Source organism: Methylocapsa polymorpha (genome assembly GCF_045689225.1).
GTDB classification, from domain to species: domain Bacteria; phylum Pseudomonadota; class Alphaproteobacteria; order Rhizobiales; family Beijerinckiaceae; genus Methylocapsa; species Methylocapsa polymorpha.
The window spans coordinates 2,691,155-2,705,326 of record NZ_CP136862.1; the positions used below are offsets into that span (position 1 = coordinate 2,691,155).

The following is a 14,172-nucleotide window of genomic DNA, read 5'->3' on the forward strand; positions in this document are numbered from 1 at the left end:
TGACCGCGAAACGATCCTCGCCCCTTCCTCTTTCATTCACCCGCAGATCTGTCTTGGGCGTGGCCGCGGCGGGCCTTGCTCTGCCGCAGCTCTTGACGCGCCGCGCCGCCGCGGCGGAGGAGGTCGAGACCCACGGTCTGTCGGTTTTCGGCGATCTCGCGCTGCCGCCCGATTTCGACCATTTCGCCTATGTCAATCCAGCCGCCCCGAAGGGCGGCGAGATCGCGCTTCAGGTGAGCGCCGTTGGAGCGAACCAAAATTTCAACACGTTCAATACGTTGAACGCTTATATCTTGAGAGGCGACGGCGCCGCGGGCATGGCGCTTATTTTTGATACGCTCATGACCGGAAACGCCGACGAGCCGGATAGCCTTTACGGGCTCGTGGCGCGCGCCGTGCGCGTCTCCCCCGACAAGAATGTCTATCGCTTCCTTTTGCGCAAGGAGGCGCGCTTTCACGACGGCTCGCCTTTGACCGCGCGCGATGTCGCCTTTTCCTTGAATATCCTGCAGACCAAGGGGCATCCTTCGATTCGACAGGCTCTGCGCGACATGGACGCGGTCGAGGTCGAGGCGGACGACGTCGTGCGCGTGCGATTGAAGCCCAATCACAGCCGCGAGGCTGCGCTGATCGTGGCCAGTCAACCGATCTTCAGCGCCGCCTATTATCAGACTCACGCCTTTGATGAGACGACTTTGGAGCCGCCGCTCGGATCAAGCGCCTATCGGGTCGGGCGCTTCGATCAGGGCCATTTCATCACTTTCGACCGGGAGCCGAACTATTGGGCCCGGGACTTGCCGGTCAATCGCGGCCAGGCGAATTTCGGCCGCATAAGGTTTGAATATTTCGGCGACCGCAATGTCGCCTTCGAGGCCTTCAAAGCGGGCGTCTTCACCTTCCGTGAAGAGGCGACTTCGGCGGTCTGGGCGAAAGGCTATGATTTCGCCGCCGTCAAGGAAGGTCGCGTCAAGCGCGAGGCTTTACGCGACGATTCGCCCCAAGGAACCCAGGGCTGGTTCTTCAATACCCGTCGCGACAAGTTCAAGGACCGTCGGATCCGCGAGGCGATCAGCCTCGCCATGGATTTCGAATGGACCAATGCGAATATCATGTATGGCGCTTACCAGCGAACGATCTCCTATTTTCAGAATTCTCCAATGATGGCGGCCGGCGCGCCGTCGATGGCGGAACTTGCATTGCTCGAACCCTATCGCAAGGATCTTGACCCGTCCGTGTTCGACGAAGTCTATGTGCCGCCGAAATCGGACGGTTCCGGTCAGGACCGCGCTCTTTTGCGTCGCGCCAGCGACTTGCTGCTGGCGGCGGGCTGCAAACGCCAGGATTCCGTTTTGCTCCTGCCAAATGGCCAGCCCTTCGATCTCGAATTCCTGGACTTCGAAAGCGCCTTCGAGCCGAGCATGGCGCCTTTCATCAAGAATTTGAAACTGCTTGGCGTATCAGCGCGCTTTCGCGTCATCGATCCGGCCCAATATAAGCGGCGGATGGACGAGTTTGACTATGACGTTCTGCCTTTGCATTTGAATCTCGGTCTGACTCCGGGAGACGGCATGCGCTCTTTCTTCGGATCGGAATCCGCGTCTTTGCCCGGGTCGCACAATGTCGCCGGCATTACCGACCCCGTGGTCGACGCATTGATCGAAAAGGCCCTGGTCGCGAGCTCGCGCGAAGAATTGACCGTAATCTGCCGCGCAATCGATCGCATCCTAAGGTCCGGTCATTATTGGACGCCGATGTGGAATAGATCCAACCATCTTGTCGCCTATTGGGATATATTCAGCCGTCCGGAACGCGGCCCCAAATATGAATTGGGCGTCGTCTCCACCTGGTGGTACGATGAAGAAAAAGCCAAGCGCATCAAATTCGCCAGTCATTGACCGCGCCTGATGTTCGCCTATATCGCGCGCCGTCTCCTTCTGATGATTCCCACGCTTTTCGGGATCCTGCTCGTATCTTTTGCGATCGTGCAATTCGCCCCAGGCGGGCCGGTGGAGAGAATCCTGGCGCAATTGCAGGGAACGGACGCGGGCGCGACGGCGCATTTTGGCGGCGGCGGCGAGGTCGGCGCCTCGGCCGGCGGCGATTTCTCTTCGAAATACCGCGGCGCGCAGGGTCTCGATCCGAAATTCATCGCCGAGCTCGAAAAGCAATTCGGCTTCGATAAGCCGGCCTATGAGCGCTTCTTTCTGATGGTCAGGAATTACGCGACGTTTGATTTCGGGCGATCCTATTTCCGCGACGTGCCGGTGCTGCAGCTCATCAAGGAAAAGCTTCCTGTTTCGATCTCGCTCGGTCTTTGGATGACGCTTCTCTCCTACGCGATTTCGATTCCTCTCGGAATCCAGAAAGCTGTGAGCGACGGGTCTCGTTTCGACGTCTGGACCTCGGCGGTTGTCATCACGGGCTATGCGATTCCGAGTTTTCTATTTGCGATTCTCCTCATCGTGCTTTTTTGCGGCGGCTCGTTCTGGCAGATTTTTCCGCTGCGCGGCCTGACCTCGGAGAATTGGCCGCAGCTTTCGCTCTTCGGCAAGGTCACGGATTATGTCTGGCACATCACTTTGCCGGTTGCGTCGATGACGCTCGGCGCCTTCGCCACCTCGACCTTTCTGACCAAGAATTCGTTTCTCGACGAGATCCGCAAGCAATACGTGCAAACCGCCCGCATGAAAGGCCTCACCGAAAGGCGCGTTCTCTATGGCCATGTGTTTCGCAACGCCATGATGATCGTCGTCGCGGGCTTTCCAGGCGCCTTCATCGCGGCGTTTTTCGGCGGCTCTCTGCTCATCGAGACGATCTTTTCGCTTGACGGTCTTGGCCTTCTCTCGTTCGAATCGATCGTCAACCGTGATTACCCGGTCGTCTTTGCCGATCTCTATATTTTCGCCCTGCTCGGCCTCGTCGTGAACCTCATGTCCGATCTCACCTATATGTGGATCGATCCGCGCATCGACTTCGAGACCAGGGAGGTCTAGGGCATGAGCGCGCCTGTGTTGCAGAACGGCTTCGCCGTGAAGCGCCTCGCGACCGCCGAGCCTGCTCGAGGTTGGCTCCGCTTGGGCCCGGTCAACCGGCGGCGCCTCGCCAATTTCAAGAGCCATCGGCGCGGCTATTGGTCGTTCTGGATCTTCATGTGTCTGTTCGTCCTGTCGCTCTTCGCCGAAGTGATCGCCAACGACAAGCCAATCCTGGTCGTCTACAAAGGCGAGATCCTGACCCCGATCTTCCACGATTACCCGGAAGAAAAGTTCGGCGGCTTTCTCGCCCAGACCGACTATCGCGACGAAGTGATCGACAAGGAGATCAATCAGCACGGCTTCATGATCTGGCCGTCGATTCGCTATTCCTACCGGACGATCAACCGCCACTTGCCGACGCCCGCGCCCTCGCCGCCGACATGGATGCTGACCGATGCGCAATGCCGCGCGGCCGCCGCGAGGTTCAACAAGGAGCAGGCGGCGCGCGGCTGCGAGGCCATCGAATGGAACTGGCTCGGCACCGACGATCAAGGCCGCGACGTTCTCGCCAGATTGATCTACGGATTTCGCCTTTCGCTTGTGTTCGGCCTGACCTTGGCGGGCGTGTCCTCGGTCATCGGAATCGCGGCGGGCGCGGTGCAGGGCTATTTCGGAGGCTGGACCGATCTCGTCTTTCAGCGCTTCATCGAGATATGGTCCTCGCTGCCGCATCTTTATCTGCTGATCATCATGTCGTCGATCATCACGCCGAGCTTCTTCGTGCTGCTTGGCATCTTGCTCTTGTTTTCCTGGGTGTCGCTGGTGCATGTCGTGCGCGCCGAATGCCTGCGCACGCGCAATTTCGAATATGTGAATGCGGCGCGGGCGCTTGGACTGTCCAACGCCGCGATCATCCTCAAGCATGTTCTGCCCAACGCGACGGTGGCGACGCTGACCTTCCTGCCTTTCGTGCTCAATGGTTCGATCACGACTCTGACGGCGCTCGATTTCCTAGGCTTCGGCCTGCCGCCGGGCTCCCCCTCGCTCGGCGAGCTTTTGCTGCAGGGAAAGTCGAATCTTCAGGCGCCTTGGCTCGGCCTGACGGGTTTTAGCGTCATCGCCGCCATGCTGTCGCTTCTGGTCTTCATTGGAGAAGCCGTCCGCGACGCCTTCGATCCAAGGAAGACGCTGCAATAGGGGCGCGCTGTGATGAAGCGGGAGGATAAGTCATGAATAGAATTGTCCGGGAGCACTATCCGGCCGCAAGACTTCCCGAAGACTTACGAGAAGGGCTGAAACCCGAGGAACAGGTCCGAGTTACGATCGAGTCCGCATCCGATCTGGATAAGGATATTAGCGAGAACGCCGAACTCGTTCGGCTCATACGGCGTCCCGAACGTGTCTTGAGCCTGGAGGAAATGTTCGCCATGCGACGTCCCGTGTTCTCCTCGATCGATGAAATTAATGATCACATTCGTGCTCTCCGAGACGAATGGGGATGAGCCAAAGAATGTCGGCGTCATCGCTTGTGTATCTCGACACGAATGTTTTTATTCTCGGATTTGAATTCGGGGGGGTTGAAGCGCAGCCGGTCCATCAACTTTTGACAGCGCTCAAAGAAGTCCCGAAAGCTATCGTAACGAGCGAATTGACCCTGGCCGAGCTTCTCGCTCCGCCCAAGAGGGAGAACGACTTCCCGTTCGCGCGGAAGGCTGAGCTTTATGGCAATTTGCTGATCTGGAGCGGCTTGATCGACCTTTGGCCAGTCAGCCGACAGGTTCTGATTGGAACCGCTGTTTTGCGTCAAAATTGGTTATGCAAGCTACCCGATGCTATTCATATGGTCAGCGCGCTCCATGCAGGCTGCGCATTTTTCATGTCGAACGATAGGGACATGAATCAATCTCCTCATGGAATAAAACGCATCCTGCCTGACCAACCCGGCGTCGCCACGATCCTGGACGCTCTCCGTGCCTGAACCCTGTCTCCTCAATGTCCGCGACCTCACGGTTTCCTTTCAAACGGAGGCCGCGCAGCCGCCCGCCGTCGATGGCGTGTCTTTCACGCTGGAGCGCGGGCGCACGCTCGCTCTCGTCGGCGAGTCGGGCTCGGGCAAATCGGTCACGGCGCTCTCGATCGTGCGTCTGCTTCCGCCTGGCGTCCGGCCCAAAGGTCAAGCGCTGTTCAAGGGCGAGGATCTTCTGACCTGCGGCGACTCGCGGCTCAGGGCGATTCGCGGCGCTGAAATCACCATGGTTTTCCAGGAGCCAATGACCTCGCTCAATCCTTTGCATACGATTGAGCGCCAGATCGGCGAAATCCTCGAGCTGCACGGCGCCCGGGGCGCGCAGAACATTCGCCGGCGCATTGTCGAGCTTCTCGAGGAAGTCGGGATTCCCGATCCGAGCCAAAGGCTCGGGGCCTTCCCGCATCAATTGTCGGGCGGTCAACGGCAGCGGGTGATGATCGCCATGGCGCTCGCCAATCGCCCGGATCTCTTCATCGCCGATGAGCCGACGACCGCGCTCGACGTCACGGTGCAGGCGCAGATTCTACACCTCTTGAAGGAGCTGCAGGCGCGTTACGGCATGGCTATGCTTTTCATCACGCATGACCTCGGCATTGTGCGCAAGATCGCCGACGACGTCGCCGTGATGCAAAAGGGCAAGATCGTCGAGGCTGCGGATGTAGCTCAGATCTTCGCCTCGCCGCACCATCCCTACACCAAGGCCCTCATCGCCGCCGAGCCGAAAGGGATGCCGCCCACAGTCAACCTCGCTGCGAAGACCATCTTCAGCGCGGAAGACGTCCGCGTCTGGTTTCCGATCAAGCGCGGGTTTCTGCGCAAGACCGTGGGTTTCGTAAAGGCGGTCGATGGCGTCTCCGTAAATGTGCGGGAAGGCGAGACGGTCGGGGTCGTCGGCGAATCGGGATCGGGAAAGACCACGCTCGGCCTCGCTCTGCTGCGGCTCGTTCATTCGGAAGGGGCGATCGTCTTTCTCGGGCGGCGGATCGATGGATTGCGCTTCAAGGCGATGCGGCCGCTGCGGCGCGACATGCAGATCGTGTTTCAGGATCCTTATGGTTCGTTGTCGCCGCGGCTTTCGGTGGGCGACATCGTGGCCGAGGGCCTCGGCGTGCAGAACAAGGCCCTCAAATACGCGGAGCGGCGCGAGATTGTCGCGCGCGCGCTCAACGACACCGGCCTCGATCCGTCGGCGATGGATCGCTATCCGCATGAGTTTTCCGGCGGCCAGAGACAGCGCATCGCCATCGCGCGGGCGATCGTTCTCGAGCCGAAATTCATTGTCTTGGACGAGCCGACATCCGCGCTCGACATGTCGGTGCAAGCGCAGATCGTCGATCTCTTGCGCGATTTGCAAAAGCGGCGCGGGCTCGCCTATCTCTTCATCAGTCATGACCTCCGGGTGGTGCGCGCTCTGGCCAGTGAGATCATCGTGATGCGTCATGGCAAGGTCGTCGAAGCGGGGCCCGCCGCCGAGCTTCTCGTAAAGCCGCAAAGCGCTTACACAAAGGCGCTCTTCGCCGCGGCTTTCGACATCAAGGCCGAGGACGGGGCGGTTTTGAGTTCCTGAACGGGCGAAGGAAAGCCATGGCCCGCGCGATCATTCTCGTTCTCGATTCGGTTGGCTGCGGCGGCGCGCGGGACGCCGCCCTTTATGGCGACGCCGGCGCGAACACGCTTGGCCATCTCGCCCGCGCCTGCGCCGCCGGACAGGGCGATCGCAAAGGCTTGCGCCGCGGGCATTTGCAGGCGCCTAACCTTGACGCCTTGGGCCTCGGCTTCGTCGTCGAGGCTTCGAGCGGCGATTGGCCGCCCGGGTTCTCCCGGGGGATCGAGCCAAAGGCGCTCTGGGGCTATGCGGTTGAACGCGCGCATGGCAAGGATACGCCCGCCGGCCATTGGGAAATGGCGGGCGCGCCGGCAGCTTCGGCCTTTGGCTTCTTTCCTAAAGAGCAGCCATGTTTCCCGCTGGAACTGACGCAGGGCTTGATCGCCAAGGGCGGCGTTCCGGGCGTCCTCGGCAATTGCCATGCGTCGGGCGTCGAGATCATCCAAAGGCTCGGCGCGGAGCATCTGCGTACCGGAGCGCCGATCTGCTACACGTCGGTCGATTCGGTTTTCCAGATCGCGGCGCATGAAGAGGCATTTGGGCTGGAGCGGCTCTATGATTTCTGCCGCGTCGCGCGCCGCTTATGTGATCCGCTGAACATTGGACGCGTTATCGCGCGTCCTTTTAAAGGCGATCCGAGCAAGGGATTTACGCGCACGCCGCATCGCAAGGATTTCGCGGTTGCGCCGCCGTCCGGCAACCTCCTTGAGCGGGTCAGGGAAGCTGACGGGGCCATGGTTTCGATCGGCAAGGTCGGGGATATTTTCGCGCATCGCTTCACCGGCCGGGAGATCAAGCGCGACGGCAATATGGCGCATTTCGACGCCATGCTCGAAGCGCTGCATGAGCTTCCCGACGGCGGCTTGATCTTCGCCAATTTCCTCGACTTCGATACGGAGTTCGGCCATAGGCGGGATATCGCCGGCTACGCCCATTGCCTCGAGGCTTTTGACGCCCGCCTGCCGGAGCTTCTCGCCGCTATGCGTCCCGGCGATCTCGCGGTCATAAGCGCCGATCACGGCAATGATCCGACTTGGGCCGGCTGGGACCACACCCGCGAACATGCCCCGGTTCTCGCCTTCGGGCCTGGCGTTGCCGGCCGCTCGATTGGGCGGCGCGAAAGCTTCGCCGATATTGGCGCGAGCCTTGCGGTTCATTTGGGCTTGCCGGCCACCGCCAGCGGAGCGTCATTTTTGTAGCGGCCTACAGGAGCATTGCATGGGGGAAGACGCGCCGGACGGGGTCCATGTCATTCGCCATCCCTTGGTGCAGCATAAGCTCACCTTGATGCGCGACAGCGGCCAGTCGACCAAGAGCTTCCGGCAATTGCTCAATGAAATCGGCATGTTGCTCTGTTACGAGGTCACCCGCGACCTGCCGCTCGAGATGGTCGACATCGAGACGCCGCTGACGAAGATGAAAGCGCCGGTGATCTCCGGCAAGAAGCTGATTTTCGCGCCGATCCTGCGCGCCGGCGCGGGCTTTCTCGACGGCATGCTTGACCTCGTGCCATCCGCGCGAGTCGCGCATATCGGACTCTATCGCGATCCCAAAACTCTCGAAGCGGTCGAATATTACTTCAAGACTCCGCAGGACCTCGGCGAGCGTCTTGTGATCCTCATGGATCCGATGCTGGCGACGGGCAATTCGGCCAGCGCCGCCATTGCCGGGCTGAAAAAGCGGGGCGCAAGGGACATTCGATTCGTATGCCTGCTCGCCGCCCCCGAAGGAATCGCCAAGGTTCGCGCTGGGCATCCCGATGTGGCGATCTGGACCGCCGCAATTGACGACCGGTTGAACGAGCATGGCTATATCGTCCCGGGCCTCGGCGACGCCGGCGACCGAATGTTCGGCACGAAATAGTTTCGCCAAGTCGGATTGAACCAGATCGCACCTAAATTATTGATTTAATATGATAGTTTTGCATAAGAGCAGGCTCCAAAGCGGGAGCTCGCGGTTGGGCGCGAGTCGAAACGAGGCTCGGCGTTTTGGGCTTTTCGGGAAAAACAAACAATTATCAGAAGCCGTAACTTCGCCATTGTTGTTTCGAAATAAAGCCTAACTAAATTTAGTTAATGCGAGTATGGTTAAAGGCATCTTGCAACCATCACGACGTTTAAGCGTTTTGGATGTAAGTCCCGTCAAGAAATCAGAGTGGTCTCGTCCATGGTTCATCTCGAACTTCTGTACAAGCCCGTTGCGACCGATCGCAAGGGGTCGCATGGTAGGCTGGTGGTGGTTTCGAACCGTGTGCCCGTCCCGACCTCCTCAGCGGAGCCGTTGGCCGGAGGGCTTGCGATCGCGTTGCAGGCGGCGCTCAAGACACGAGGCGGCGTCTGGTTCGGATGGTCGGGCAAGGTGAGTCAGGACCCCGACCCCGCCCTGCAGGTGAGGACGTTTGGATCCATCAGCTATGCTGTGTCCGACCTCTCACGCCGCGATATTGATGAATATTATCACGGCTTCGCCAACCGGGCGCTTTGGCCGATCTGCCATTATCGCCTCGATCTCGCCAATCTGTCGGCTCGCGACGCCTCCGGCTATTTCCGCGTGAACGAGCAATTCGCCCGGCGTCTCGCCAAGATGCTGCGTCCGGATGACATCGTTTGGGTGCATGACTATCATTTCATTCCGATCGCGAGTTGCCTGCGTCGGCTCGGATGCGCCAATCGGATGGGATTCTTCCTGCATATCCCATGGCCTGGGCCGGATATCGCCGCCGCGCTTCCGGAATATGACCGAATTCTCCGCTCGCTTGCGGCCTATGATGTTCTAGGTTTTCAAACTCCGGTCGACGCAGAAAACTTCCGCGACTGTCTCGTTCACGCCAAGGCTGGCCACATCGTCGACGGGGGCTGTTGCGAAGCCTATGGCCGAAGGTTCCAGGTTGACGCGTTTCCGATCAGCATCGACGCGGAAGCCTTCGCCCAGGAGGCGCGCGTCGCGGAAAGGAATATCGTCGTCAAGCGGATGCGCGCGAGCCTCGAAGGCCGTGAGATGATCATAGGCGTCGATCGGCTCGATTATTCGAAGGGCGTCAAGCAACGAATCGCGGCGTTTTCCGCCTTTCTGGAGCGTTCGCCGCAAGCCGCCAGGGGGCGGGTGACGTTGCTGCAGATCACACCCAAGTCGCGCTCCGAGGTCCCGGAATACGCCAAGATCCAGCGCGAGGTCGCCGAGCAGGTCGGCCATGTGAATGGCAAATTGGGCGATGTCGATTGGACGCCTGTACGCTATATAAATAAAGTCATGAGCCAGTCGGCCCTCGCGGGCCTTTACAGGGTCGCTCGCGTCGGCCTCGTGACGCCTTTGCGGGATGGCATGAATCTGGTCGCGAAGGAATATGTCGCGGCGCAATCTCCGGAAAATCCTGGAGTTCTGATTCTGTCGCAATTCGCAGGCGCCGCACAGGAATTGGAGCAGGCCCTGATCGTCAACCCCTATGACGTCGAAGCGACCGCGGACGCGATCGCCCGGGCTTTCGCGATGCCGCTCAAAGAGCGCAAAGAGCGCTGGAGCGCTATGATGGAGACGCTGCGCTGCAACAGCGTCGAGGCTTGGACTAATAGGTTCCTTCAGGTTCTCAGCGGCGACGCTGATTTGCAGGAGCTGGAGCCTTCCCTCCCCGCCGCTCGCAGCGTTGTGAGGTCCGGCGCCGTTGCAGAATCCGAACCCTGGCGCGCGGCGTCGCCGATTTGGCCATCCCTGGGGCCAAGCTTGGGTCATTGACTCCGGGATTGGACGCACGTCAGGGTCCGTCGCCGAGGCTGGAAAACTTTTCACTTATAACTTGGCTGCAATGGTAGCCGCGCGCCGCCTCGCAAATAGGTTCGGGCGGCGCGTCGGCTTGGCTCGATTCGGCTGAGCGCGACACTGGCGCCGCGAACAAATGTGGGCAATAAGATCGCCCCGTGCGAGCATACCCTGTAATCTCATCCCCAAAGCGAATCGCAGCGAGCCCTAAGCGTGACGGAACGCTTCAGGGGTCGGCGGCGTTTCTGGCGCCGCGGCGAGACGCATCGGATGTCGCCCGGCGTCGATTGACGCTCGACTGCGATTTCGCTCCGGCCGCCAGGAAAGCCGCATCATGATCGATCGCAATGATGTGCAATGGTATCGCGACGCAATAATCTATCAGCTGCATGTGAAGTCCTTTTTCGATTCCGACAATGATGGCGTCGGCGATTTCGGCGGCCTCACGCAGAAGCTCGATTACGTGAAGGATCTCGGCGCCACCGCGATTTGGTTGATGCCTTTTTATCCTTCTCCGTTGCGCGACGACGGATATGACATCTCGGACTATCGCGGGATCAATCGCGCCTATGGCAATCTGCGCGACTTCAAATATTTCGTGCGCGCGGCGCATGAGCGGGGCCTGCGCGTCGTCACCGAGCTCGTCATCAATCATACGTCGGATCAGCATCGCTGGTTCCAACGCGCGCGCGCGGCAAGACCGGGGTCGGCCGCTCGCAACTTCTATGTCTGGGCGAATGCGGATCACGGCTACAAGGACGCGCCGATCATTTTTCTCGATACGGAAAAGTCGAACTGGACTTGGGACGAGACAGCCAACGCCTATTATTGGCATCGCTTCTACGCGCATCAGCCCGACTTGAACTTCGACAATCCTCGTGTCTTGGAAGCCGTCCTCGACGTCATGCGCTATTGGCTCGACATGGGCGTCGACGGATTGCGGCTCGACGCCATCCCCTATCTGATCGAGCGGGAGAGCACGTCGTGCGAAAGCCTCCCGGAAACCCATGCGATCATCAAGAAGATCAGGGCGGCGGTCGACGCCGACTATCCCGACCGCATGCTGCTCGCCGAAGCCAATCTATGGCCGGAAGAGACGGCGCAATATTTTGGCCACGGCGATGAATGCCATATGGCCTTTCATTTTCCGCTGATGCCGCGCATCTACATGGCGCTGGCCCAGGAGGACCGCCACCCGATCACCGACATCATGCGGCAGACGCCCGAAATTCCGGAAGGCGCCCAATGGGCGATCTTCCTGCGCAACCATGACGAGATGACGCTCGCGGTTGTGACCGACAAGGAGCGCGATTATCTCTGGTCCTTCTATGCAGCCGATCGGCGCGCGCGGCTCAATCTTGGCATTCGCCGGCGCCTTGCGCCTTTGCTCGAAAATGATCGGCGCAAGATCGAGCTTTTGAATTCGCTCCTATTTTCAATGCCTGGGACGCCGGTCATCTATTACGGAGATGAGATCGGCATGGGCGACAACATCTATCTCGGCGATCGCGACGGGGTGCGCACGCCGATGCAATGGTCGGTCGATCGCAATGGCGGCTTCAGCCGCGCCGATCCGGCCAAGCTCGTCCTGCCGACGATCCAGGATCCGGTCTACGGCTTCAGCGCCGTCAATGTGGAAGCCCAGCTTGCAAGTCCGTCCAGCTTGTTGACTTGGATGCGGCGGATGATCGCCGTGCGGCGCTCGCATCTGGCGTTTGGGCGCGGCGGACTGCGCTTTCTTTATCCTTCGAACCGAAAGGTTCTGGCCTATTTACGCGAGACGGACACGGAGAGCATTCTCTGCGTCGTGAACGTCTCGCGGGCGCCGCAAGCCGTGGAGCTCGATCTCGGGGAGTTCAAGGGCTCCGTCCCGGTCGAGCTCACGGCCGGCAGCCTGTTTCCGCCGATTGGCGCGCCGCCCTATCTTTTGACGCTCCCGGCCTATGGCTTCTTCTGGTTCAGGCTTGAAACGGTCGAGGCGGAGGACGCGCAATATGCGCCGCAACTCGCGCCCGAATTATTCACGCTCGTCGCCACCGGCAAGCTCGAAACGATCCTTTCCGGGCGCGAGCTCATTGCTTTCGAGCGAGATGTGGCGCCGCGATTCTTGACGTCGCGGCGCTGGTTCCACAGTCATGGGACGCCGATCCAGAGCGTTTCTGTGAAAGATTTCGCTGTGCTTCGCGATGGCGAGCGGGGCCGCTTCGTGCTCCCGATGCTCGACGTCGCCCTGGCCAGCGGGGTGGTCCAGACTTACTTCACGCCGCTTGCGGCGGAGGAGGAGCGCGAAGACCTGCCGGAGCTTTCCTCCGTCGTGGCGAAGCTGCGCCGCGGCGCCCTCGCCGGCCTGCTTTATGACGGCGACGCAAGCCCGCGGTTCGGCGCCTCCATGCTCGCAGCGCTCCGGCGCGGGGACACGTTGGACGCCAGCAGGGGCGCAATCGTCTTCGCGCCGACCTGCCATCTCGACGCCGAGCCTGCGATCGACGCCAGCGACATCCGCCGCTTTGGCGCCGACCAGCGCCATACCTCCCTCGTCTTGGCCAATCAGATCGCTCTGAGGGTCTACCGTCGTCTGCATTCAGGCATTCTTCCCGAGGTCGAGATCAGCCGCTTTCTGACCGATGCGGCGCATTTCGCCAATACGCCGCCCTTGCTCGGAACGGTCGAGCACATCGACTGCGACGGGGTCCGAACCACGCTGGCCGTCTTTCAAACTTTTGTCCGTTGCCAAGGCGACGCGTGGACCTGGACGCTTGAAGCATTGAAGCGCGTTTTGGAGGCTCTGGCCCTCGGGCGGGCGGAAGACGACCAATCGGCGCCGGAAAGCTTCTCGACCTATGTTCCGCATATGCAGCGGCTCGGTCGGCGAACCGCCGAAATGCACAGAGCCCTGGCGACGCCAACCGATGACGCTATCTTCCAAGCCGAACCTCTGACCTTCGCCGACGTGCTCCAGATCGTCGACGAGGCGCGAGACTTGGCGGAGCTCGCCTTCGCGCGATTGCAAACAATCGATACGGCCGCGAATCATGAAGCGAGAATCGGGGCCGAACGACTCCTCGCCCGGCGGCCGGAGTGTTTCGGCTTGATCGATAGTCTGGCGAAAGAGCCGCTGGGCGCGATCAAGATCCGAGTTCATGGCGATTATCATCTCGGTCGGGCGCTTGTCGCAAAGGACGATCTTATCATCGTCGGCTTCGAGGGCGGCCCTTCGGAAAAAACCCTCGAGCAAAGGCGCGCCAAGACCTCGCCTCTGTGCGATGTCGCGAGCATGCTGCGCTCATTCGCCTATGTGGCCACTGCTGCGAGACGCGATGTCGCCAAGCTCGTGCCGGACCCGCTGACGGCAGGGGCAAGGCTGAGCGAGCAGCTCTTCGAGTTTTCCCAGATCTTTGTCCAGTCCTATATGGAGGCGGCGCGCGATAACCCGATTTGGATCGAGGATCCGGCCACGCGAAGGCGGCTGCTCATCCTTTACCTGCTCGTCAAAGCGCTCGACGAAATCAATCGCGAAGCCTTCTTCCGGCCCGATTGGGTCGACGTTCCCATAGAAGGCGTGAATGCGATCCTGGATTACGCGGCGAAGGCGCAATGAACGCCTTTAAGCTTCCATTCCCTCCTTTGGACGTTCGAATCTTCGCGCCGCGACGGGCGTCGGGGCCGCATAGGTTCGGAATGAGCGCGACAAAACGAGCAATTCCGATTTAGGAAGGGCTCGCCGATCGGACGCGCCCCTCCGTCGCGCGGACCGCTCTCGAGAAGGCCGCCCTGACGCGGTCGCAAAATAACGCGCCGATTCGATCCCG

General features: G+C 60.4%; 10 protein-coding genes. All 10 read left to right on the forward strand.

Annotated elements, in window-relative coordinates:
- Positions 1 to 59: 59 nt before the first annotated feature.
- The 10 genes from RZS28_RS12350 (at position 60) to treS (ending at position 13,961) form a co-directional block, all read left to right on the forward strand.
- Complete coding sequence (locus RZS28_RS12350) at positions 60 to 1,895, forward strand: extracellular solute-binding protein (protein ID WP_407341113.1); 1,836 nt, start codon at positions 60 to 62, stop codon at positions 1,893 to 1,895.
- 9 nt (positions 1,896 to 1,904) lie between these two features.
- The gene (locus RZS28_RS12355; RefSeq protein ID WP_407338049.1) at positions 1,905 to 2,993 is read left to right on the forward strand and encodes a microcin C ABC transporter permease YejB; all 1,089 of its coding nucleotides are present in this window, start codon (positions 1,905 to 1,907) and stop codon (positions 2,991 to 2,993) included.
- A 3-nt stretch (positions 2,994 to 2,996) separates the two neighbouring features.
- The gene (locus RZS28_RS12360) at positions 2,997 to 4,172 is read left to right on the forward strand and encodes an ABC transporter permease (RefSeq protein ID WP_407338050.1); all 1,176 of its coding nucleotides are present in this window, start codon (positions 2,997 to 2,999) and stop codon (positions 4,170 to 4,172) included.
- 32 nt (positions 4,173 to 4,204) lie between these two features.
- Positions 4,205 to 4,477, forward strand: a complete 273-nt coding sequence (locus RZS28_RS12365) for a hypothetical protein (protein ID WP_407338051.1) — start codon at positions 4,205 to 4,207, stop codon at positions 4,475 to 4,477.
- Positions 4,478 to 4,485: 8 nt separating this feature from the next.
- The gene (locus RZS28_RS12370; RefSeq protein WP_407338052.1) at positions 4,486 to 4,953 is read left to right on the forward strand and encodes a type II toxin-antitoxin system VapC family toxin; all 468 of its coding nucleotides are present in this window, start codon (positions 4,486 to 4,488) and stop codon (positions 4,951 to 4,953) included.
- Positions 4,946 to 6,571, forward strand: a complete 1,626-nt coding sequence (locus RZS28_RS12375; protein ID WP_407338053.1) for an ABC transporter ATP-binding protein — start codon at positions 4,946 to 4,948, stop codon at positions 6,569 to 6,571. Before RZS28_RS12370 ends, RZS28_RS12375 begins: the two co-directional genes overlap by 8 nt.
- A 17-nt stretch (positions 6,572 to 6,588) precedes the next feature.
- Positions 6,589 to 7,809 (forward strand): phosphopentomutase, encoded by a 1,221-nt coding sequence (locus tag RZS28_RS12380; RefSeq protein ID WP_407338054.1) that lies wholly within the window; start codon positions 6,589 to 6,591, stop codon positions 7,807 to 7,809.
- Between the two features lie 19 nt (positions 7,810 to 7,828).
- Entirely contained in the window at positions 7,829 to 8,473 is a 645-nt protein-coding gene (gene upp, locus RZS28_RS12385; RefSeq protein ID WP_407338055.1) for a uracil phosphoribosyltransferase, read from the forward strand.
- Between the two features lie 303 nt (positions 8,474 to 8,776).
- On the forward strand, positions 8,777 to 10,339 hold the full coding sequence (otsA, locus tag RZS28_RS12390) for an alpha,alpha-trehalose-phosphate synthase (UDP-forming) (protein WP_407338056.1): 1,563 nt from the start codon (positions 8,777 to 8,779) through the stop codon (positions 10,337 to 10,339).
- A 358-nt stretch (positions 10,340 to 10,697) separates the two neighbouring features.
- Positions 10,698 to 13,961 (forward strand): maltose alpha-D-glucosyltransferase, encoded by a 3,264-nt coding sequence (gene treS / locus RZS28_RS12395; protein WP_407338057.1) that lies wholly within the window; start codon positions 10,698 to 10,700, stop codon positions 13,959 to 13,961.
- The last annotated feature ends 211 nt before the right edge of the window (positions 13,962 to 14,172 follow it).